At 40.7% G+C, this 19,193-nt stretch carries 27 protein-coding genes and 8 tRNA genes; 24 read left to right on the top strand and 11 right to left on the bottom strand.

What is annotated here, in order from left to right; translation table 11 throughout:
* Nucleotides 1-99 precede the first annotated feature (99 nt).
* Both ACY8DT_RS01065 and ACY8DT_RS01060 read left to right on the top strand, forming a co-directional pair.
* Entirely contained in the window at nucleotides 100-255 is a 156-nt protein-coding gene (locus ACY8DT_RS01065; RefSeq protein ID WP_462421120.1) for a hypothetical protein, read from the top strand.
* A 117-nt stretch (nucleotides 256-372) separates the two neighbouring features.
* Entirely contained in the window at nucleotides 373-1,794 is a 1,422-nt protein-coding gene (locus tag ACY8DT_RS01060; protein ID WP_462421119.1) for a Na+/H+ antiporter NhaC family protein, read from the top strand.
* 263 nt (nucleotides 1,795-2,057) lie between these two features.
* Here the strand turns inward: ACY8DT_RS01060 and ACY8DT_RS01055 are convergent, their stop codons facing one another.
* Nucleotides 2,058-2,903, bottom strand: a complete 846-nt coding sequence (locus tag ACY8DT_RS01055) for a VOC family protein (RefSeq protein WP_462421118.1) — start codon at nucleotides 2,901-2,903, stop codon at nucleotides 2,058-2,060.
* Nucleotides 2,904-3,032: 129 nt separating this feature from the next.
* Between ACY8DT_RS01055 and ACY8DT_RS01050 the strand changes: the two genes are divergently transcribed.
* Nucleotides 3,033-3,377 carry a winged helix-turn-helix transcriptional regulator gene (locus ACY8DT_RS01050; RefSeq protein WP_462421117.1) on the top strand — a complete coding sequence of 115 codons (345 nt, stop codon included), beginning with the start codon at nucleotides 3,033-3,035 and terminating at the stop codon, nucleotides 3,375-3,377.
* 174 nt (nucleotides 3,378-3,551) lie between these two features.
* Here the strand turns inward: ACY8DT_RS01050 and ACY8DT_RS01045 are convergent, their stop codons facing one another.
* The 4 genes from ACY8DT_RS01045 to ACY8DT_RS01030 form a co-directional block, all read right to left on the bottom strand.
* On the bottom strand, nucleotides 3,552-4,253 hold the full coding sequence (locus ACY8DT_RS01045; RefSeq protein ID WP_462421116.1) for a hypothetical protein: 702 nt from the start codon (nucleotides 4,251-4,253) through the stop codon (nucleotides 3,552-3,554).
* Nucleotides 4,240-5,121 (bottom strand): ATP-binding cassette domain-containing protein, encoded by an 882-nt coding sequence (locus tag ACY8DT_RS01040; protein WP_462421115.1) that lies wholly within the window; start codon nucleotides 5,119-5,121, stop codon nucleotides 4,240-4,242. Before ACY8DT_RS01040 ends, ACY8DT_RS01045 begins: the two co-directional genes overlap by 14 nt.
* Entirely contained in the window at nucleotides 5,114-5,482 is a 369-nt protein-coding gene (locus tag ACY8DT_RS01035; protein WP_462421114.1) for a GntR family transcriptional regulator, read from the bottom strand. Before ACY8DT_RS01035 ends, ACY8DT_RS01040 begins: the two co-directional genes overlap by 8 nt.
* A 125-nt stretch (nucleotides 5,483-5,607) precedes the next feature.
* A complete protein-coding gene (locus ACY8DT_RS01030) occupies nucleotides 5,608-6,186 on the bottom strand; it encodes a thermonuclease family protein (RefSeq protein ID WP_052254382.1) in 579 nt (192 codons plus the stop codon).
* 119 nt (nucleotides 6,187-6,305) lie between these two features.
* On the opposite strand from ACY8DT_RS01030, the gene ACY8DT_RS01025 reads away from it, so the two are divergent.
* Nucleotides 6,306-7,040, top strand: a complete 735-nt coding sequence (locus ACY8DT_RS01025) for a MerR family transcriptional regulator (protein WP_462421113.1) — start codon at nucleotides 6,306-6,308, stop codon at nucleotides 7,038-7,040.
* Nucleotides 7,041-7,057: 17 nt separating this feature from the next.
* On the opposite strand, the gene ACY8DT_RS01020 is transcribed toward ACY8DT_RS01025, so the two are convergent.
* The 4 genes from ACY8DT_RS01020 to ACY8DT_RS01005 all read right to left on the bottom strand — a co-directional run bounded on the left by ACY8DT_RS01020 (nucleotide 7,058) and on the right by ACY8DT_RS01005 (nucleotide 10,234).
* A complete protein-coding gene (locus ACY8DT_RS01020; RefSeq protein ID WP_462421112.1) occupies nucleotides 7,058-7,600 on the bottom strand; it encodes a DUF1697 domain-containing protein in 543 nt (180 codons plus the stop codon).
* 18 nt (nucleotides 7,601-7,618) lie between these two features.
* Nucleotides 7,619-8,593, bottom strand: a complete 975-nt coding sequence (locus ACY8DT_RS01015) for a tRNA dihydrouridine synthase (RefSeq protein ID WP_462421111.1) — start codon at nucleotides 8,591-8,593, stop codon at nucleotides 7,619-7,621.
* Between the two features lie 109 nt (nucleotides 8,594-8,702).
* Complete coding sequence (locus tag ACY8DT_RS01010; RefSeq protein ID WP_462421110.1) at nucleotides 8,703-9,929, bottom strand: FAD-dependent oxidoreductase; 1,227 nt, start codon at nucleotides 9,927-9,929, stop codon at nucleotides 8,703-8,705.
* A complete protein-coding gene (locus ACY8DT_RS01005) occupies nucleotides 9,908-10,234 on the bottom strand; it encodes an FAD-dependent oxidoreductase (RefSeq protein ID WP_462421109.1) in 327 nt (108 codons plus the stop codon). The genes ACY8DT_RS01010 and ACY8DT_RS01005 overlap by 22 nt, the downstream gene beginning before the upstream one ends.
* Nucleotides 10,235-10,415: 181 nt before the next feature.
* Here ACY8DT_RS01005 and ACY8DT_RS01000 point away from each other — a divergent pair.
* The 8 genes from ACY8DT_RS01000 (at nucleotide 10,416) to ACY8DT_RS00965 (ending at nucleotide 11,148) form a co-directional block, all read left to right on the top strand.
* Nucleotides 10,416-10,489, top strand: a tRNA-Met gene (locus tag ACY8DT_RS01000).
* 16 nt (nucleotides 10,490-10,505) lie between these two features.
* A tRNA-Asp gene (locus tag ACY8DT_RS00995) sits at nucleotides 10,506-10,581 on the top strand.
* A 23-nt stretch (nucleotides 10,582-10,604) separates the two neighbouring features.
* A tRNA-Phe gene (locus tag ACY8DT_RS00990) sits at nucleotides 10,605-10,677 on the top strand.
* 18 nt (nucleotides 10,678-10,695) lie between these two features.
* A tRNA-His gene (locus tag ACY8DT_RS00985) sits at nucleotides 10,696-10,768 on the top strand.
* 19 nt (nucleotides 10,769-10,787) lie between these two features.
* Nucleotides 10,788-10,858, top strand: a tRNA-Gly gene (locus tag ACY8DT_RS00980).
* Nucleotides 10,859-10,870: 12 nt separating this feature from the next.
* A tRNA-Asn gene (locus ACY8DT_RS00975) sits at nucleotides 10,871-10,942 on the top strand.
* An 8-nt stretch (nucleotides 10,943-10,950) separates the two neighbouring features.
* Nucleotides 10,951-11,022, top strand: a tRNA-Glu gene (locus ACY8DT_RS00970).
* Nucleotides 11,023-11,060: 38 nt separating this feature from the next.
* Nucleotides 11,061-11,148: transfer RNA gene (locus ACY8DT_RS00965), tRNA-Ser, on the top strand.
* Between the two features lie 123 nt (nucleotides 11,149-11,271).
* Here the strand turns inward: ACY8DT_RS00965 and ACY8DT_RS00960 are convergent.
* Both ACY8DT_RS00960 and ACY8DT_RS00955 read right to left on the bottom strand, forming a co-directional pair.
* Nucleotides 11,272-12,330 (bottom strand): tyrosine-type recombinase/integrase, encoded by a 1,059-nt coding sequence (locus ACY8DT_RS00960; protein ID WP_462421108.1) that lies wholly within the window; start codon nucleotides 12,328-12,330, stop codon nucleotides 11,272-11,274.
* The gene (locus ACY8DT_RS00955; RefSeq protein ID WP_462421107.1) at nucleotides 12,331-12,867 is read right to left on the bottom strand and encodes a helix-turn-helix domain-containing protein; all 537 of its coding nucleotides are present in this window, start codon (nucleotides 12,865-12,867) and stop codon (nucleotides 12,331-12,333) included.
* Nucleotides 12,868-12,988: 121 nt separating this feature from the next.
* Here ACY8DT_RS00955 and ACY8DT_RS00950 point away from each other — a divergent pair, with 121 nt between their 5' ends.
* The 12 genes from ACY8DT_RS00950 to ACY8DT_RS00895 all read left to right on the top strand — a co-directional run bounded on the left by ACY8DT_RS00950 (nucleotide 12,989) and on the right by ACY8DT_RS00895 (nucleotide 19,188).
* Nucleotides 12,989-13,228 carry a helix-turn-helix domain-containing protein gene (locus ACY8DT_RS00950; RefSeq protein WP_462421106.1) on the top strand — a complete coding sequence of 80 codons (240 nt, stop codon included), beginning with the start codon at nucleotides 12,989-12,991 and terminating at the stop codon, nucleotides 13,226-13,228.
* Nucleotides 13,221-13,508: a helix-turn-helix domain-containing protein gene (locus ACY8DT_RS00945; protein WP_462421105.1), complete on the top strand. Its 288-nt coding sequence runs from the start codon at nucleotides 13,221-13,223 to the stop codon at nucleotides 13,506-13,508. The genes ACY8DT_RS00950 and ACY8DT_RS00945 overlap by 8 nt, the downstream gene beginning before the upstream one ends.
* A 10-nt stretch (nucleotides 13,509-13,518) precedes the next feature.
* On the top strand, nucleotides 13,519-13,665 hold the full coding sequence (locus ACY8DT_RS00940) for a hypothetical protein (RefSeq protein ID WP_462421104.1): 147 nt from the start codon (nucleotides 13,519-13,521) through the stop codon (nucleotides 13,663-13,665).
* Nucleotides 13,666-13,754: 89 nt separating this feature from the next.
* Entirely contained in the window at nucleotides 13,755-13,931 is a 177-nt protein-coding gene (locus ACY8DT_RS00935; protein WP_462421103.1) for a hypothetical protein, read from the top strand.
* Nucleotides 13,932-13,933: 2 nt separating this feature from the next.
* Nucleotides 13,934-14,119 (top strand): hypothetical protein, encoded by a 186-nt coding sequence (locus tag ACY8DT_RS00930; protein WP_462421102.1) that lies wholly within the window; start codon nucleotides 13,934-13,936, stop codon nucleotides 14,117-14,119.
* Complete coding sequence (locus ACY8DT_RS00925) at nucleotides 14,116-14,370, top strand: hypothetical protein (RefSeq protein ID WP_462421101.1); 255 nt, start codon at nucleotides 14,116-14,118, stop codon at nucleotides 14,368-14,370. Before ACY8DT_RS00930 ends, ACY8DT_RS00925 begins: the two co-directional genes overlap by 4 nt.
* Before the next feature lie 150 nt (nucleotides 14,371-14,520).
* Complete coding sequence (locus ACY8DT_RS00920; RefSeq protein ID WP_462421100.1) at nucleotides 14,521-15,399, top strand: primase C-terminal domain-containing protein; 879 nt, start codon at nucleotides 14,521-14,523, stop codon at nucleotides 15,397-15,399.
* On the top strand, nucleotides 15,396-16,730 hold the full coding sequence (locus ACY8DT_RS00915) for a virulence-associated E family protein (protein ID WP_462421099.1): 1,335 nt from the start codon (nucleotides 15,396-15,398) through the stop codon (nucleotides 16,728-16,730). The genes ACY8DT_RS00920 and ACY8DT_RS00915 overlap by 4 nt, the downstream gene beginning before the upstream one ends.
* Before the next feature lie 299 nt (nucleotides 16,731-17,029).
* Entirely contained in the window at nucleotides 17,030-17,164 is a 135-nt protein-coding gene (locus ACY8DT_RS00910) for a hypothetical protein (RefSeq protein WP_462421098.1), read from the top strand.
* Between the two features lie 95 nt (nucleotides 17,165-17,259).
* A complete protein-coding gene (locus ACY8DT_RS00905) occupies nucleotides 17,260-18,519 on the top strand; it encodes a phage portal protein (protein WP_462421097.1) in 1,260 nt (419 codons plus the stop codon).
* A complete protein-coding gene (locus ACY8DT_RS00900) occupies nucleotides 18,476-19,048 on the top strand; it encodes an HK97 family phage prohead protease (protein WP_462421096.1) in 573 nt (190 codons plus the stop codon). The genes ACY8DT_RS00905 and ACY8DT_RS00900 overlap by 44 nt, the downstream gene beginning before the upstream one ends.
* A complete protein-coding gene (locus tag ACY8DT_RS00895) occupies nucleotides 19,045-19,188 on the top strand; it encodes a hypothetical protein (protein ID WP_462421095.1) in 144 nt (47 codons plus the stop codon). Before ACY8DT_RS00900 ends, ACY8DT_RS00895 begins: the two co-directional genes overlap by 4 nt.
* Nucleotides 19,189-19,193: the final 5 nt, after the last annotated feature.

The following is a 19,193-nucleotide window of genomic DNA, read 5'->3' as shown; positions in this document are numbered from 1 at the left end:
ACATTTATCATTGTACCAAGTAGATAAAGTTATTTCAATATAAAACGATGATTTAAATTTATAAATTTACACAATTTCAATATAAAGGAGTGAATTTTCATGGAAAGTGGAAAATCAGCCGTGAAAACAGGGGTCGGTTTCGGTACAGTTTTGGCAATCACCATATCATGGAGCGTGCACCAGTCGATATTGTGGGCGATCATCCATGGTTTATTCAGCTGGTTGTATGTCATTTACTATATTTTAACAAGGTAGACGGCAGCGGAAAATGAAATGTTTATGCGGGTCTCTTTTTATTTTAATTGGGACAGTTTTATGATACCATAACTTTTATCCTACTTAATAGGTATGGATTAGAAGGAGGTATCATTAATGAGTCAAAAAGAAGCGGAAGAACCTTTGAAAAAGAAATTCAAAATGCCGAATGTTATTGTCATCATGTTATTTCTTATGCTGGCGGCCTGCTTATTCACTTACATAGTACCTGCAGGACAGTTTGACATGAACGAAGACGGTAATCCCATCCCCGGCACATATGGAACGATGGAGCAGACGCCTGTCAACCCGGTGGATGCTCTGAATCTGATATTGGACGGCGGTGTACAGGCAAGTACGGTCATTGTACTGCTGCTTTTCATGGGCGGCTTCTTTGGTGCGATATTCCAACTGGATTCAATACCGAATATCATTAACTATCTCGTTTACAAATATAAAAATATCGGAGCGATGGCGCTGTCACTCGGTTTATTCACTTTGATGGGGTTTATAGGATTCTTCATCGGTGGGGATATGATGATTGTCTTTGTCACGCTGGGTGTAATTATGGCCAGGCAGCTGAGGCTGGATCCGATATCAGCACTTGCCATGACATTTCTGCCTCTGTTCATGGGCTTTTCAGTCGGACCGTCAGGGATGGCAATGCTGGGGCAGATCTTTGCGAGTGATACGCCGTTGTTTTCGGGCTACGGGATGAGAACTGTGATATTCATTATCTTCTTGATCATCACCGGCTTATATGTCGCATGGTATACAAAAAGAGTTGATAATAATCCTGAAAAAAGCCTGATGAACCACGATCAGTGGCTGAAAGATCTGGATGCTGAAACAGAGGGTGAGGACCAGGTAGATAGTGTCACCTGGCAAGATGTTACAGTGCTGATGATAATGATCATCTCTCCAATTGTCCTGGCGATTGGTAATACTGTTCTCGGCTGGTCTGAAGTATATGGAAACAGTACATTCATCACTGTATTCTTTATAGCATTTTTACTGAGTTTCCTCGTTAAGAGAAAATCAGTGGAAGAAATGATCACCTCATTTACAAAAGGTGTCCAGGATATGGTGATTGTGGCAATTGTCATTATTTTGGCCACAACTATCAGTGTTATCCTGGCGGAAGGACAGATTTTGAATACGATAGTGTTTATGATGACTGACCAATTGAATGATCTGCCGCTCGGTATTTCTGCCATAGTCATATTCATCATCAACCTGATATTCAACTTCCTTGTACCTTCAGGATCTGGACTGATGGGTGTGATGGTGCCGATTTTAGAACCGGTTGCGGATGTATTGGGACTTACGCAGCAGGTTTTAATCACTGCGATAGGATTTGGCGGCGGACTGGGTAACTTGATCACACCGACACTTGGAGCGACAGTAGGTGCCATTGCCCTTGCCAAAGCGAATTTCGGTTCATGGATTAAATTCATGCTGCCTCTTTTCTTTATATGGGTGATTGCAGGTTCAATCATTTTGTATTACCTGGCTAATATCAACTGGGCAGGATATTAATCCATTTATTTGGAGAAAACAAAAAGAGGAAGCAGATCTTGATTACAAGATCTGCTTCCTCTTTTTGAATATTAAAGACTCAATTGAGCCTTAATATTTCGAATATAATTTATTGTAGTTGAAAATGATTCTATAATATAAAGTACTCATGTGTACTAATTTTTTGGGGGGCCAATAAATTGTAACTGATAATCATTTTCAATTAGAATTATAATCTAAATGAGAATCGTTGTCAATTAAAATTCGGCTTTATTTAAAAAATATTATTCTGTGATTAAAACTCTGTTACCTGAAGGGTCTTCAGAAAAATAACCCTCCGGAGTTTCTTCAACTTCATAACCTGATTCCCTTAAATTTTCTACTGTTTTTTCAACAGCTTCTGCTGTATGATATTTCATCACGTAGTAGTTTAAGCCGGTGTTGTTCTTATCTGGTCTCGGCGCACCGACACCGTTCCAAACGTTGACGGCAATATGATGGTGGTATTTATCGAAACCTAAAAATGCTGCCTGAGGACCGAATCGTAATATCATATCGAGCCCAAGTCCTTCTGTATAGAAGTGCACAGCATCTTCTATATTTGCCACATGCAGGTGAATATGTCCCATGACAGTATCTTCAGGAAGACCGTTAAATGGCTCACCTGTGTAAGTTGTCATAATATCCTCTACATTCAATGGCTCAGTCACCATATGAACCTCACCGTTATTCCAGCTCCATTCTTCCGGGTCACGGTCACGGTATACTTCAATGCCATTACCGTCCGGATCATCCAGATACAAAGCTTCGCTCACAGCATGGTCGGATGCACCAAGTCTTATATCCTTTGTAGAAAGGTGTTTGATGAATGCTGCAAGATCAGAACGCTCAGGCAATAGAATAGCGAAATGGTATAGTCCGCTGGTTCTATGCTGGTTCATAGGATTGGAAGGTTTGACCAATCTGAGCAGAGTCGTTTTACCATCGGCAGAAAGCTCAGCTTCATTACCGATTTGGGAAATAACTTTAAAACCCATGATTTCCTGATAGAAATCTAATGATTTCTCTATGTTACTAACATTAATGGTTACTTCTGAAACGTTATTTACCGGCGCTTTATGAAATTGCATAATGATTCTCCTTTTATGATTACAATTTGTAACCAAGTGTACATTAATAAACAGATTTAATCAAGTAATAAGTTTATCTTTTAAAAGATAGGCACTTATGATATAATACTTGAAAAGGAAGTGATAGCTATGAGTCAAAAGCAAGGTGAGATGTGCCCCCGGTTCGAAAAAGCTGTTAATATTTTAAGTCAGCGCTGGACTGCGCTTGTCATATATCAAATGCTGGATTCTCCAAAACGATTTGGTGAAATACAATCTGCAATTGGTGTGAGTGGCAAAGTGCTGTCAGATAGATTGAAAAATATGGAACAGGAGGGTCTGATCAAAAGAGATGTGTATCCTGAAACACCGGTGATCATTGAGTATTCACTGACAAATAAAGGTGAATCGCTCGAACCGGTATTAAGGGATATAGAAAATTGGTCTGCAGATTGGATAGAACATCCAAAATCAAAAGAAGAAGCCGTTAAGTAACAATCTTATCACTAAATACCACAAAAAGCCTTAAAAGAACATTCATATGCTCTCCCTGAATCAGATACTTTATAAGTAAACTGCTCCGGGGAGAGTATTTTTATTTCAAAGCAGATTCAAGGTCTTTAAATAAAAAACGTACACGAAATGTTCCGTGTACGCAGTAACTGTCATTTAATTTGTTGCTGTTCTGGTAAAAATTGTTCTGTCTCCACGTTCCAGAGGTGCGTTTCTCATCATTAAAACTGACAGTATCAGCATGATTAATGAAAGAAGTGCGAGCAGGTGGACGAATAATAGATGATCCATGATGATGAATTCAAACAGTGGTGTCAGATCTATAAAATAAAATGCTGCAACACCTGCAAGCAGCAGCACTGCTCCAAGGCTCAATGTCCGGATTGTACCGAGGTTAAAGTTGACTACCTGTGCGAACATGCCAAGTCCGAATAAGATAAATAACCATAGAAAGTCGATCCAGAAACACATTGCCGGATTTCCATCGTTCAATATGTCTGCCATGTGGAACAGATATCCGTTTTGGAAGGTCATCCCGGCTATCAAATGAAGTACATTCAGTACTATTGTTCCAATGACCATAAAGATCAGAGTTGCCACCAATGATGATATAATGAACTGCTTTCTTGTCCCGCCTAGTGCAAGTATAAAATTATAGCTTTTGAAAAAGATGAACGGATAGACCAGGAATACTATATAGAACGGTCCGAATAAGACCCCCAGGTATTCATTGCCGTCTGCTCTGAAACTGAGGAACAAGTAAAGTGCGAATAGTGCGATTGTAATACCGATATTAATATAAAACGTCACTCCCATTTCTTTTGAGACGATTTTCAAAGGTCCTTTAAGCCTGTTCATTAACTTCGGCCTCCTTTTTTGTCAGGTTTACAAGGTAATCCTGGAACGATGCCTTCTCAACCGTGACTCCGGCTTGTTCTGCGCGGGATTTCAAATCAGCAGTGAATGGAGCATCAATCATTACATTGAGTTGTTTACCGAGTTTCCGCTCTTCCAGTACTTTCATGTTGCCGATAACTGAGTGGACTGAATCTGAAGATCCGCTAAGATGTACGCCATTATTTTTAAATACATCGGTTTCTTCATAATGCATTAACGTATTGTTATCAATGATTGCGATTTCTTCACACAACGGCTGGATTTCTTCGATGTGATGGGATGAAAGTAAAATTAGGCGCGGGTGTTCTTCATAGGAATCAAGGAGCACATCATAGAACTGTTTTCTCATATGCGCATCCAGACCATTTGAAGGCTCATCAAAAATGGTAATGGGTGATTTACTGGCCAGACCGATGACGATCGTAATCATCGTCTTCATCCCTTTGGAGAATTTACGGATTTTCTGTTTTCTTGGCAGTTGAAAAATATCGATTAACTCATCGGCCAATGCCTGATCCCAATTACGGTTGAAATCACTGGCGAAATTCAGTGCATCATTGATGTCCCAGAGATCAGAGTAGGGGTGGTCTTCCTGCATGAATGTGACGTGATGCATCGCTTCGCTGTTGTTATAAGGCACAACACCATCCACTTCTACAACACCGTCATCAGGCTGTTCCATGCCTGATAATAATTTCATCAAAGTCGTCTTGCCTGAACCATTACGTCCCCAGAGTCCGATAATCACCGGTTCCGTTTCAGTCAAGTTCACATCTTTTAATATATATTTTTTGTCATAGGCAAATGATAAATTTTTTATATTAATCATTTTTGTCCTCCTCTATAAATTTAATGACCTCTTCTTTCGACATGCGAAGTCTCTTCGATTCTTCAAGCATCGGCTTGATGAACTGCAACTGGAACTCTTCTTTACGTTTATCTATCAGTTTTTGTGTCGCACCTTCAGCGACGAAAATTCCGACACCTCTCTGTTTATATGCATGGCCATCATCAATGAGCATTGCCAGTCCTTTTTGAGCAGTTGCCCGATTAATTTGATAAAATTTTGAAAGCTCTGTAGTGGAGGGGATCTGATCGCCTTCTTTCAGATCTCCCTGGATTATGTCATCTTCAATCATTTCATATATCTGTTGGAATATTGGTCTGGATTCATCAAGTACAGTTTTCACAAATTAAACACCGCCTGTCCTGTTCGGTTGATTAGTCGTGTAATCAACTATACACTTGGGACTGTGTTTTGTAAATAGTAAAATGAAAAAACCTTGAATGACATTGAATGTCATTCAAGGTTTTTCTATTCAGACCATATTCCTGCATTTTCACTCTGAGCCTGTTCTTCCGCCTTTTCTAGAAGTTCTAAATGACTGGTGTTCGGAGGATTGGCATAACGGACCGCTGCGAGGCCTTCACGCAATAAGATTTCATTGATCATCTCGCCGTCAGCATAAACATATGCCAAATATCTGTCGTAGTCATCTGTCATGGGTCCGACGTCAAATTCAACTTCTATAGTATCTGCCTGTGTCAATAACTCTTCGACTCTTTCTGCAGCCTCTACAGCATAGGGTTCGGGAATGCCTGAATCAGTGTTCACTTCAGGTGTGTCGATGATCAAATATCTGAAACTCTCACTGCTGCCATTGAAATTGAACCGTGTGGTATCACCATCAATGAACTGATCGACGGTCACTTCATGAAACTCTCCGATGCTGTAATCCGTATTGCTGTTCTCACTGCCATCATCCGAGAAGAAATAAGTGATAGCGACCAGAATGGCTACAAGTAGCAGGCCCGGCCATCCGAGTTTTCTGATCAATCTGCGGTTCCTGCTGTTATTCAATTGATTGAAATCAAAGTTTTTATTACGTTTCATAATATAATAGACATCCTCTAAAATTTTAATCTTAATCATTATAATATAATTTTGAATTATTTCACATGATATATTGACCATGACGCAGCGTAATAGTTTAACTTATTAAGTGAGGAGGCATGAACATGAAAACTAAAGAAGTGGCTGATCTGATCGGGATCAGTGTGAGGACCCTCCATCATTATGATGAAATCGGTCTGATCAGCCCGGAAAGAACAAAGGATAATGAGTACCGGATATACACGACTGAAGATTTATCGAAATTACAGCAGATTTTATTTTTCAAGAAGCTTGGGTTTAAACTTTCGAATATAAAGAAAATCATTAATGATCCTGACTATAATCAGGAAGAGGGGCTTCTGATGCAAAAGAAAATGCTGCTTGAAGAAAGAAGTCAGCTTTCAACAATGATAAATACAATTAATCTGACACTTAAGGAAATGAATGGAGAGATTGAAATGACAGATAAAGACAAATTCAAAGGGCTGGATTTCAGCAGTAATCCGTATGAACAGGAAGCGAGAGAACGGTGGGGCAAAACGGCCGTAAACCGTTCAAATGAGAACCTGAAGCAAATGGGTGCGGAAGAAGCAGAGCGGAGATTCAATGAAATCATGAGTGATCTTGCTGCAGTCAGACATCTGGATGCAGGTTCGGAAGAAGCACAGATAGAAATAGGCAAGTGGTATTCATTTTTAAATGAAGTGGGGGAGTATAACCCTGAAATGTTCAAGTATCTCGGTGATATGTATGTTGAAGACGAACGTTTCACAAAGAATATCGATAAATATGGCAGCGGACTTGCCGATTTCATGAAACGTGCGATGAATGAATATTATGAGCAAAATAAATAATCCCCGGAATCCGGGGATTATTTTTCGTTCTGCATCAGACTGTGTATCTTACGGAAAGTGTTCACGTTCCTTATGGTCATATGCTTATACATATCTTTACCGACAACTTTTGTAACTGCACTTTTGCCCACGTTTTCCCTCTCAACAGAAGAGAGTATGACGCCGGGCAGGTAGATGATGGTGTCGATTTCAGGGCGTATTTTCAAACTTTCGAGTATGGCTTCATCATCAATGTCTTCCCACAGGAATAAAACGTCGCTCTTCATGACTTTGTCATTCGCCCAGTGGGTGGGAAGGTGTTCCATGATGTCTTCCATTTCAGTTTTACTCCGGATCAGCACCTTAATTTCCAATCCAAAGTCCTCAAATATGGCTGCTTCAAGCCCGCTTGCCAAGTCCGCTTTGATCATATCGTCATTTGTAAAAATGATGTTGCCCGAATTGATATAGGTCACGACATCAATCATTCCGGCATTTTCAAATGTCTGTTTCAACATCTTCATATCAATCTTGTTTCTGCCGCCGATGTTGATGCCTCTCAGTAATGCAACATACTTCATAGCCATCACTCCTGAGTTTTATTTGACAGCTGCAATTTCAGGTGCGTATGTGTTGATCAATTCCCTTGCTTCATCCGTCGATTTCGTATTCATCAGCTGGTTCCTCAGTTCACCTGCACCTCTGAATCCTTTGACATATATTTTAAAGAAGCGGTGCAGCGGTGCGTATTTACGCTCTTCCATTTCATTGTATTGATCATGAAGGTCAAGATGGAGTTTCAGCAGATCCAACAGTTCTTCCGGCGTGTGCTCTTTCGGATCAGTTTCGAACGCATACGGATTTTTAAAGATGCCGCGTCCGATCATGACACCGTCAACGCCGTATTTTCTGACCAGCTCCAGTCCGGTTGCGCGGTCCGGGATATCACCATTGATCGTAAGCAGCGTATCCGGCGCGACTTCATCACGGAGTTTTTTTATTTCAGGAATCAGTTCCCAGTGCGCATCGACTTTGCTCATTTCTTTCTTGGTTCTTAAATGGATGGAGAGATTCGCAATATCACATTCCAAAATATGCTTCAGCCAGTCGCGCCACTCATCCACTTTATACAGCCCGAGCCTTGTTTTAACGCTGACCGGCAGACCGCCGGCTTTTGCGGCCTGGATGAGTTCCGCTGCAGCTTCTGGACGGCCGATCAGACCGCAGCCTTTGCCGTTCCTCACCACATTGGGCACAGGACAGCCCATGTTGATGTCGAGCCCTTTAAACCCGGCTTCCGCCATGCCGATACTCATCTCGCGGAAATGATCGGGGTTGTCTCCCCATATATGCGCCACAATCGGCTGTTCATCTTCTGTAAAGGTCAAACGCCCGCGGACACTGTCTTTGCCATCCGGGTGGCAGTAGCTTTCGGAGTTCGTAAACTCTGTAAAATAAACATCCGGTGCTGCAGCATCGGCCACGACATGACGGAAAACGACATCCGTCACATCTTCCATTGGTGCCAGGACGAAGAACGGGCGGGACAGATTCTGCCAAAAATTATCTTTCATAAAATACAATCCTCTCAATGACTTGGGTAAGTCTGTAAAATAACATGTATATTATACCAGAATATTATGGGATTAAACATGGTTAAAATTACTTGTAAAGAGAATTTAATCAGTCAAACCGTTTGATTTCCACATCCAGATCATCCACTGCCGGTCCCTCGATCACTTTGCCGTCGTAGTTGAATCTTGAACCGTGGCATGGGCAGTCCCATGTCTTATCTTCTCCGTTCCATCCCAGGCTGCACCCCATATGGGTGCATCTGTTGGAAACGACATAGTAGTCGTCGTCATCACGATAGACACCTTTTTTGCCCATACCGTCACTCGCGACAGTACCTTGTCCGCTGTCGATTTCAAGGTTATCTATGTCAGTGTGTGACTCGGTCATGTGTTTAGTTTCAGATTCAATCACATGAAGCGGGTTGGTGATCTGTTGTTTCAACTGCTGGAATGTCGATTTTTTACGGTGGGGATCAAGCAGGTCTTTATAATCATTATCATTCCCAGTAATCAAGTCCCTGATGACCATTGAAGAAAGCACACCGTTTGTCATGCCGAACTTATTGAATCCGGTGGCGACAAAGCGGTTATCATGCTGCTTGTCGAACTTGCCGATGAAAGGCAGGGAATCTGCGGTCATCAAGTCTTGTGCACGGTAGGCATAAAGGACTTCGTCATTTATAGTCTTCTGATCTGCATAGAGTTTCAGCGTCTCAATCTGTCTGTTCATGTCTTTATCTTCATACGACATATGACCCAGGCCGCCAAACAATACAGTTGCCGCTGATCTATCCGGGTTGACGATATTTCTGATGGACAGGCCGGCGCCGTCATGGCCGCTGAGAGATACATCATCCGGCGGCGGGGTGGTGGAAGTGACGACCAATCCATATCCATAACTGATTTTAAAGCTGTTGAAATAAAAACCTTCTAAATCGAGAAACGGGAAATGAGTGGCAATGACCATATTTTTAAAATTGATTTTGTTGCCGTCTGTAGTGACCAGCGTGTCATCTTCAACTGATTTTGCACGTGTATGCTCATAAACTTTCACACCGCTGTCAGTGGCAATATCCAATATGCCTTTTAAAAATTTCAGAGGATGAAATTCAGCCTGATTTTTCATGACCAGTTCAGCCACTGTTTCAAAAGGCAGTTTAAGTCCACCCTTTGAAAGGTATCCATCGATGCCGAGCGACTTATAAACATCTGCCTCTTTCTCCAAATCTTTTATGGAATCTTCATATACAGTATATATGACGCTGTTCAGACGTTTAAAATCACAGTCGATTTCATGCTTGGCAACGAGACGTTCTATCTCATTAATTGCCTCCATTTGTGAATCGTAGTAGTGGCGGGCTTTCTCCTCACCCATCTGTTGGACAATTGGCCGTAAAGCAGGCCTTGCTGAGCTGTAATTCTTGCAGTGGTATTTTTAGTCGTGCCGCTTAAAATTTCGTCCCCTTCTATCAGTGTGACATCATACCCTTTAAGTACCAGCTGGTAGGCATTCATAATGCCGACAATTCCGGTACCGACGACAACAATCTCAGTATCGATATCTTCATCCAGCTTCGTAAATTGCGGAAGTTCTACGGAATCTCTCCAAAAAGACAGTTTTACATCAGGTTCCTTTTCCATTGAAAGCCTCCTTAAATTTCTTATATATATGCAATACCCAATAAGGTAATAGGGTAATGATTGGTGCTATTAATTAAGAAAGTGTAAATTTGACATTAAAATATAGTAAATAATACTTGAAAACATCATGAAAAAAGTATAATATAATATTCAGGCGTTAAAAGCGCTCTAATAATATTACCGCGGGATGGAGCAGTTCGGTAGCTCGTCGGGCTCATAACCCGGAGGTCGTTGGTTCAAATCCAACTCCCGCAATTTTTTTATTTCCAGTGGTCCTGTGGTGTAGCGGTTAACATGCCTGCCTGTCACGCAGGAGATCGCGGGTTCAATTCCCGTCAGGACCGCCATTTTTATTTTAATTACATATGCAGGTCCAGTAGCTCAGTCGGTAGAGCAAAGGATTGAAAATCCTTGTGTCGGCGGTTCGATTCCGTCCTGGACCATTAAGCACCTTTATTATGGCGGTTGTGGTGAAGTGGTCAACACACCGGATTGTGGTTCCGGCATGCGTGGGTTCGAACCCCATCAGCCGCCCTTACTTTCATTAGCGGATGCGGGTGTAGTTAAATGGCATAACCTCAGCCTTCCAAGCTGATGTTGTCGGTTCGATCCCGATCACCCGCTTTTACTTATTATTCCACAGTAGCTCAGTGGTAGAGCTATCGGCTGTTAACCGATCGGTCGTAGGTTCGAATCCTACCTGTGGAGCTTTTTTTGGCCCGTTGGTCAAGCGGTTAAGACACCGCCCTTTCACGGCGGTAACACGGGTTCGAGTCCCGTACGGGTCATATTAGAAGTGTAGACGATGCACTTCTATTTTTATTGTGGACAGCTGGCCGAGTGGCTTAAGGCGCACGCCTGGAACGCGTGTATACGGTAACCCCGTATCTAGGGTTCAAATCCCTAGCTGTCCGTTCTTATTGAATTTCATTATATGTTATTACCTGAAACCCTTGATATCAAAGGGTTTTTTATTTTGTTTAAAGTAGTTTAAAGTAACTCTGTGGCACAAGAATGGCACAAACGGCACATAAAAATCAGATAGAATCCAAAAAGTTTATTGTTTGATTATTGTCTTTTTCATACTGTTCTTCTAATAGATGTGAATATACTTCTAAAGTGATTTTAACGCTTCTGTGACCTAATCTTTTACTGATATAGTCTATACCGACACCCTCACTTAAAAGCACGCTGCAGTGGCTATGTCGCAAGCCGTGCGGTGTAATACGCTTTTCTATATTGCACTTTTTTAAAGCGTTATCCAATGCTTTGATTGCCGCATTATTGGATATGCTAAAAACATTCCCTACCACCTTACGGTTGTGCTGGTCTAATACATGGCGGATATGTTTAATATCGCTGGCTGGTAAATGGATAAAACGTTTAGCACTGTCTGTCTTACCTTCCGGTATATCTATGCCATTATGCTTAAGTTGGATATATTGCATGTCGTTAATTTCTGAAAATCTAGCACCCGTGACCATGAGGATGTATAAGAGTAGGGCAGACTTGCTTGTTTTTGATTTCAAGTATTCTTTTAATTTAATGAAATCATTACGATTGATATATTTTAAATTGTCGCTTTTTGTTTCCACAGCAGCTTTATATTCTATTCTGTACGCTGGGCTTTTGATGATGTAACCTTCATAAACCGCATCACTTAAAGCCGCCTTCAAACAATTATGCACCTTCCGGGTACTTTCCTTTGTATGTGTGGACGCATACCAATTGATGAACTTCTGGTATTCCATTTTATCGAGAGTGGCCAGCTTCTTATCTTCCCCGAAGAATTCCATAAATTGATTTAAAGCATTAATGTAAGTCTGAAAAGCCCGTTTAGTAATCTTATCCTTTTTATATACAGTGACCCATTCCCGGTAAAAATCTTTGAATGTCGAATCTTTGCTAATGTCCAGGCCTTTTCTGACAGATGCCTCTAACTCTTTGGCGGCATCTTCTGCATCTGTCTGATCATCAAAACCACATTTTCTTTTACGTTCTCCGCCGATGGTAATGTCGTAACACCACTTGGTGACGGTTATCATATTATCTCCACGTTTACTTTTCCTTTTCCATGTACGCTTGTAGGTACGCATTTAATCACCTTCTTTAAAGCCGTAGATTTCTTTAATGAATTCATTAAAGTAACCTGTGGTAGTTTCTATACTGTTCAGTGTTTCCTTTCGTTCGTCAGCGGTCAATTCATCATTATCGAGCTTTTTATAATCACGGTTTATTATTTTAAGAATTGCAGCTAACTTTAATTTTACTTCAGGATTTGTAACACCAATAAAGAGGATAACGCTATTTAAAATACTGACTTCGGTTGTGCTTAATTTTGTTTCAGTTAAATATTTTAAGTCCCGTTTTAAGTCCTCTTCATTTTTGATAATAAATCTATTAACAGGGTCGTTCTTGATTAGATCTTGTGAAGAGGGCTGGCCAGTTTGTAAATAATAAGTAGATACATTTAATTTATCAGCTATTTTTTGAAGTGTGTTCATACTTGTATTTCTTTTATTATTTTCTAAATCTGTTAAATAAGTGCGAGAAATACCAATCTCATTGGCTAATTCCTGCTGGGTTTTCTTTCTTTCTTTTCTAAGTTTTTTAATATTTGAGCCAATCGACACGGTAATCACCTTCCTTTAAAATTATTTTATCATAAAATTGACGACGCATGTTGACATTTTTAAAAGAAGCCTTTATACTAAATATAGACGACAATAGTATACATTTAGGGAGGTGCTAAATATGTCTATAGAAATTGATTACAGAAGAATATTAAGAATGAAGCGCAAACGTCTAAAACTGACACAACAAGAAGCAGCAGACAAAATTGGTATTTCAAGAAGTTATTTATCAGACATTGAAAACGGAAAATCTCTACCAAGTGGTAAAACATTGTTTGCTATCAATGAGGTTATTCCTATTTTTTTACCTTTTAATGACGACAATAATATACATTTTGGCGAGGTGAAACAGAATGTTTAATCTGCAATTGGACAATGATCTATTTGAGAAGTTTGTACAGAGTGAAGTTAAAAGGCTGGTCGGAGAGTCGGAACAATCATCTTACATGTTGGACACGTTGAAAGCATGTGATTATTTATCAGTGTCCAGGCCGACATTTATGTTGCTAATTAAGGATGAAGGCATCCCAACATTTTCAGTCGGCAAGAAGAAGCTTTACAAGCGTACCGACATTGAAAAGCTGGCTGATGATCTATGTAAACGGTCGGCATATAAAAACTACGATTTATTAGAAAGTTGAGGTGATTAATATGCACTGGATCACATTATTTATGGTCACAGTTGGCATCGGCTTAATCGGATTGACGGAAACATTTACATTAATCTCAATCGGTTTTGTCACTATGATGATTGGCTTGCTGATCGGATATTTTGACATTACCAGGGAGGTGGTTTAGATGAAGAATCTCGATAAGTGCATCGAAGAACTGAAGCAGATACTCGAAGAAAGAGCAGAGTTATTCACTAAAAGGATGGAGGACACTCAATGACATTCAGAGAAGCTTGTGAGGTGATATGTGCGCCGTATGGGACATACGACAGTGTAGAGGTAGATAAGGCCATTAGAGCCGTACATTGGTACAGGGACAACATACTGGAATTAGAGGACTATCAAACGGATGAATTGTATAAAATATTAGATTATTTGAAAGGTGAGGAATAGAAATGAATAAAAATAAAACAATCGAACTTATCAACGGTACTTTTGAAGATGTGATTCACGATTATGAGAAATATCCCGAAGAAATGGAAGTTGACAATGAAACGGCACAAGAAGTTATCAGCGCATTAGATACGATGCAGCAAGTGATTACCACATTGTTACTGGATGATATGGGGGTATTGAAATGAATAAAAAAATCAATGCGGAAGAAGTCAATAAGTTATCTGATAAAATATCTCAAATGCAGAAGGTGATACAGCTTCAAAATCATCACTTGGACTTCATACCCGCATTAAAAGATATTGATGATGCAAGGTTCTATTATGCGATGGTTTACCGCAGTTTGGATAACATTCATATGGTCAACCAGGATGCGATGAAAGATATGGAAGAAGTGGCTGTCAGACTTTCAGAAATTGCAGATGAATTAGAGCAATAAAAAAAGACCGTTGGCAGACGGTCGGGGTGTGAATAGACGAATATTAAACTTACTTCAAGTATACGTCTATTCACCCTTAATTGCAAGTTTTAAATTACACTCCATGATCACAAATTATATAGAAGGTTCAGCAGAAATAGGGGTGAAGGAATGAAAAAAATAGAATTGGAACACGATATTAAAATATCGTTGACACATTATAATGACAAACATGGTAACAGCGGCAAGGGGCACATTGAGCCGATGCTGTCAGAGTTTTATTCTGCACTGCAAACACCCAAAGTTGTGGGTGACAATGAAGAAAATAAATTGAAGAACGGCCTGATCACTTCAGGGAAGGTAACCGGGCAGCGCAGCAATGACAATGTGAAACATAAAAACATACTTGTCTATGATGTGGATGATTTACCACCTGGAGTGGACTTATTCGATGAAATAGAGCCGTTATATCAAGGCGCTTTTGCAATATACAGCACCTACAAGCATACAGAAGCAGCCGGGCGGTACAGGTTACTGATTCCTGTCAATCGTAACCTGACACCCGTACAGTATGAAAATTTAATGCGCAAGGTGGCAAGGCAGTTTCAACTACAGGGTTTGGACGGCAGCAGCTACACATTAAGCCAACCATTCGCTTTACCAGTCGTGAAGTACGATGATAGCCCGTATGTATTCCAGTACCGTGACGGGCCGATTATGAACCTTACAGACGATATGTTAAAGCAATTGAGCCATGACAGTAAGAAACTAAAGTTGTCAGTTGGCAACGCTGAAATATATAAGAAAATTTCATCCGAAGAATGGGAAGATTATTTACAACCAATGAAGCAGCATGATGGCCGTAACATTGCGATGACAAAAATCCTCGGGCACTTGCTGGCTAAAAACGTTGAGCCGATTGTTGCATACAGGCTGATGGAAAAATGGAATGAAGGCCACATTGAGCCAATGGATGCACCACGGTTTAGGCGTACCTTTTCAAGCATCTATGAAAGAGATGTCAGAAACAAAAGGAGGTACAGCCTATGAGTGATGAAATGTTTGAAAAACGTCTAAAACAGCAGTTTGAAGAAGATAAGCTGATTAATCTTCGGGACAGAAAAAAAGAGCAATTCATAACTAATGAAGATGGGGGCATTAAACACCTTTTTGCAAATCTGGTTACGATGCTGCGGAAATCTGAAAAGGTCAAGGGTATTCAATTTAATGAGTTTACCCAAGTTATTGCAATAGATGACGTACCAATTACAGATGCCTTTTTATCAGAATTGAAATATGACATTTCAAAACGCTACTATATGGATTTCTCGGACGGCAACATCCTTCAGGCACTTCAGAGGCTAGCAAGTGAGAACTCCTTCCATCCGGTTAAGAATATGATTGAAAGCAAGCAGTGGGATGGTGTCGAGAGGGCAGAAACGTTATTCATCGACTACCTGGGTGCAGATGATAATGAGTATATCCGAAAGGTTACCAGGCGGTGGCTTGCTGGTGCAGTCGCAAGGATATATAACCCTGGTGTTAAGTTTGAAATTGTACCTATTCTAAGCGGTGATCAAGGTATTGGAAAAAGTACCATAGGTAGAAAAATAGGCGGCGAGTATTTCACCGATTCTTTAAAAAGTTTAGGTAAAAGTAAAGATGATTATCAGTTACTAATTGGTAAATGGATTATTGAACTGGCGGAACTAAGCAGCATGAATAAAACGCAGATTGAAGAAGTGAAAAATTTTATCAGTGCCGAAACGGATAGCATACGCCTACCATACGATAAAATCACGCAAAATTATGACCGTACAGCCGTTTTTATTGGAACAACCAACCACAAACAGTATTTAAAAGATGCGACAGGCAACAGGCGATTCTTCCCAATTTATCTAGAGTCTACTCCGAAGAAGAATATTCATGAAATATCAGATGAAATCATCCAGCAGATATGGGCTGAAGCGTATGAACTTTACACTAAGGGGGAGCAAATATATTTCACCGAAGGGGAGCAGAAAACAGCAGACAAATACAGAAGTGAAGCAGTGGAAGAAAATATCCTGCTTCATCAAGTGGACGAGTATCTTGAAATGCCCGTGCCTAAAAACTGGAACAGCAAGAGTGATCTAGATAGAAGAATTTATTATGACCATTATCGGGAGGGTGACTCACACAAAGTTGATGATGGTGATTCTGTTATTGACAGAGTGACTGTTAAAGAACTTGCTTATGTGATGAAAATTGAGCCACAACATGCGACTTCCGCCAGTCGGCAAAAAATGATACGCCTGCACATGGATAATCTGCCAGGATGGCAGTATAAGAGTTCTATAAAAGTGAGAGGGAAGACAACATCCGGTTATATTCGTAAGTGAAACCTACTTCCTACCCTAAAACCTACCATGTTGCTACCGCCTTAAAGCCAGTCACACCAACGGTTGCAGGTGTAAAAGTAGGAAGTAGGAATAAAAAAGCTTAAAACTTTTTGTAGGTTAGATAGATGGATGGTATAGCTAAGCATCCATGTATGTCGGTGGGGTACTAAAGTTTTCATGAAAATTTGTCCTACTTCCTACCTTTTGACCTGAACCCCTACAGCCCCAGTCATTACAGCGGTAGGAGAGAGGTAGGAATGATGGTAGGAAAGTAGGTAAAGTAGGAAAGGAGGGCCAACATGACCGAAGAACAAGCGGAACGTTTAATCGAAGTGTTGCACGGCATTAGATCAGACATACAAAAGCAGTCTAAAGAAACTGACTATATTGGTGTGATGCTGTCAGAGATTGATTTTCATTTAAAAAGTATGTAAACCCTTGACAAAGCTATCTTTATATGTAAGTAAATGTTATAATAAAAGTAAGTTACTATAAGTAAAAGTTATCATTAATAATCGGAGGTGAAGCAGTGGCTAAATGGATTGATAAGATTTTAGGCATAGATAAATTAAGGGAACGACAAACCGAACGGGTGGAATTACTTTCAAGCGGCACGGCATCATTTACGGCTTTCAGCGGCTCGGCTTATGAGAGTGATGTATTCCGTGCGGCAGTGGATGCAATCGCAAGGAACGCTGCTAAATTAAGAGGGAAACATATCATTTACTCAAAGACAGACAGTAAACGACTGCAAGGGGATCAGGCACTGAATCGTGTGTTAAACACTCGGCCGAATCCATATATGACCAGCTATGATTTAATTTATAAATTGGTTACGCATTACTATCTCCACAACAACGCATTTGCATACCTTCAGAAGGACGATAGCGGCAATCTAAGAGGCATTTATCCTTTGTCACCAAACAATGTGGAATATGTGATTGATGGTAATAATGAGATGTATCTGCAATTCCTGTTTGGTAATGGGCAGCAAGTCACACTGCATATGTCGGAAGTGTTCATTGCACGCAGGCATTTTAATAGTAATGATCTACTCGGTGATAGCAATTCATCCATCATGACCGCCCTGGAATTGGCGCACAATCAGAACCAGGGATTGAGTGAATCCATCAAGAGCAGCGCAACCATCCGGGGGATATTGAAATATAATCAAGTCTTATCACCCGAAAAGATGAAGCAAGAAAAAGATGCTTTCATGGCAGATTACCTATCAATGAGCAATCACGGGGGCATTGCAGCCGTCGATAGCAAAATGGACTATGAGCCACTAGCCGTGAGTAACATCAGTATTGATGATGGTCAAATCAATGCAGTTAAGAAGAAAATTTATGAGTACCTCGGCATATCTGAAAACATAGTGAACAGTACTTATACAGAAGATGAATGGGCTGCTTTTTATGAATCCATCATTGAGCCATTAGCAATACAGTTTTCACTGGAACTGACAGATAAAATATTTACAGAACGTGAACAGGCATTCGGCAATACGATTATATTTGAAGCTGGCCGCCTACAGTTTGCCAGCAACGAAAGTAAGACGAATATCATTAAAGAACTCATGCCGCTTGGCATCCTGACAGCAAACCAGGCACTGGAAATATTGAACATGCCGCCCGTTGCGGATGGTGACAAACGCTTACAGACGTTGAATGTGGTCAATAGTGAAATTGCCGACCAGTATCAGATGGGGAGAAATAAAACCTATACAGAGGAGGAGAAATATAGTGAAGGAAATCAGACACGCAGAGATCAGAGCGCAACAGAATGAAAAAGAAGAAATGGTCATCACCGGTACGCCGATTGTGTTCAATACACCGACGAATATCAATGACCCGAAGGGCGCATATACTGAAGTCATTCAGCGCAATGCCCTGGATGGTGTCGATTTAACGGATACTCGGCTGCTAGTGAGCCATGACTATAATAGGATACCTTTAGCCAAAGCACCTAAGACAATGGACTTATGGACAGATGAACGAGGTTTGAACATGAGAGCCGTTCTTCCTGATACGGAAGAAGCACGCTCCGTTTATACGGCAGTAAAACGGGGCGATATGACAGGCATGTCATTCAGTTTTACTACTGACAGTGATGGTAGTCACTATGATGTAGAGAAACGTACAAGAAAAATATCACGCATCAACAAGCTATTCGAATGTTCCATTGTGAACTTCCCGGCTTATGAAATGGCTTCAGTCGAAGCACGCAGCCAGATGCAAGAAGCCGAACAATTGGAGCAGCAGCGCAAGCACGCACGCATTAAACTCAATCAGATTTTAAGCAGAGGTGTTCAGTGATGTATGAAGCAAGGGAGCAACTGGAGCACCTAATCAAAGAACTGGCGAAAGATATTGAGTATGATGGCAACTTGGAACAAGTCAAAGCATTATCAGAATTGGTTTCTGCAACGGCACAATTGACCGCTGCACTCAAATAATAATA

Source organism: Salinicoccus sp. Marseille-QA3875 (assembly GCF_054950095.1).
Note: the sequence above shows the minus strand (reverse complement) of the source record. Positions and strands in the feature narration are given on the sequence as shown.

Excerpts from the sequence above, each read along its gene's own strand:
- ACY8DT_RS01065 (WP_462421120.1), top strand. The coding sequence starts at position 100 with ATGGAAAGTGGAAAATCAGCCGTGAAAACAGGGGTCGGTTTCGGTACA.
- ACY8DT_RS01060 (WP_462421119.1), top strand. The coding sequence starts at position 373 with ATGAGTCAAAAAGAAGCGGAAGAACCTTTGAAAAAGAAATTCAAAATG.
- ACY8DT_RS01055 (WP_462421118.1), bottom strand. The coding sequence starts at position 2,903 with ATGCAATTTCATAAAGCGCCGGTAAATAACGTTTCAGAAGTAACCATT.
- ACY8DT_RS01050 (WP_462421117.1), top strand. The coding sequence starts at position 3,033 with ATGAGTCAAAAGCAAGGTGAGATGTGCCCCCGGTTCGAAAAAGCTGTT.
- ACY8DT_RS01045 (WP_462421116.1), bottom strand. The coding sequence starts at position 4,253 with ATGAACAGGCTTAAAGGACCTTTGAAAATCGTCTCAAAAGAAATGGGA.
- ACY8DT_RS01040 (WP_462421115.1), bottom strand. The coding sequence starts at position 5,121 with ATGATTAATATAAAAAATTTATCATTTGCCTATGACAAAAAATATATA.
- ACY8DT_RS01030 (WP_052254382.1), bottom strand. The coding sequence starts at position 6,186 with ATGAAACGTAATAAAAACTTTGATTTCAATCAATTGAATAACAGCAGG.
- ACY8DT_RS01025 (WP_462421113.1), top strand. The coding sequence starts at position 6,306 with ATGAACATGAAAACTAAAGAAGTGGCTGATCTGATCGGGATCAGTGTG.
- ACY8DT_RS01020 (WP_462421112.1), bottom strand. The coding sequence starts at position 7,600 with ATGAAGTATGTTGCATTACTGAGAGGCATCAACATCGGCGGCAGAAAC.
- ACY8DT_RS01015 (WP_462421111.1), bottom strand. The coding sequence starts at position 8,593 with ATGAAAGATAATTTTTGGCAGAATCTGTCCCGCCCGTTCTTCGTCCTG.
- ACY8DT_RS01010 (WP_462421110.1), bottom strand. The coding sequence starts at position 9,929 with ATGGAGGCAATTAATGAGATAGAACGTCTCGTTGCCAAGCATGAAATC.
- ACY8DT_RS01005 (WP_462421109.1), bottom strand. The coding sequence starts at position 10,234 with ATGGAAAAGGAACCTGATGTAAAACTGTCTTTTTGGAGAGATTCCGTA.
- ACY8DT_RS00960 (WP_462421108.1), bottom strand. The coding sequence starts at position 12,330 with ATGCGTACCTACAAGCGTACATGGAAAAGGAAAAGTAAACGTGGAGAT.
- ACY8DT_RS00950 (WP_462421106.1), top strand. The coding sequence starts at position 12,989 with ATGTCTATAGAAATTGATTACAGAAGAATATTAAGAATGAAGCGCAAA.
- ACY8DT_RS00945 (WP_462421105.1), top strand. The coding sequence starts at position 13,221 with ATGTTTAATCTGCAATTGGACAATGATCTATTTGAGAAGTTTGTACAG.
- ACY8DT_RS00940 (WP_462421104.1), top strand. The coding sequence starts at position 13,519 with ATGCACTGGATCACATTATTTATGGTCACAGTTGGCATCGGCTTAATC.
- ACY8DT_RS00935 (WP_462421103.1), top strand. The coding sequence starts at position 13,755 with ATGACATTCAGAGAAGCTTGTGAGGTGATATGTGCGCCGTATGGGACA.
- ACY8DT_RS00930 (WP_462421102.1), top strand. The coding sequence starts at position 13,934 with ATGAATAAAAATAAAACAATCGAACTTATCAACGGTACTTTTGAAGAT.
- ACY8DT_RS00925 (WP_462421101.1), top strand. The coding sequence starts at position 14,116 with ATGAATAAAAAAATCAATGCGGAAGAAGTCAATAAGTTATCTGATAAA.
- ACY8DT_RS00920 (WP_462421100.1), top strand. The coding sequence starts at position 14,521 with ATGAAAAAAATAGAATTGGAACACGATATTAAAATATCGTTGACACAT.
- ACY8DT_RS00915 (WP_462421099.1), top strand. The coding sequence starts at position 15,396 with ATGAGTGATGAAATGTTTGAAAAACGTCTAAAACAGCAGTTTGAAGAA.
- ACY8DT_RS00910 (WP_462421098.1), top strand. The coding sequence starts at position 17,030 with ATGACCGAAGAACAAGCGGAACGTTTAATCGAAGTGTTGCACGGCATT.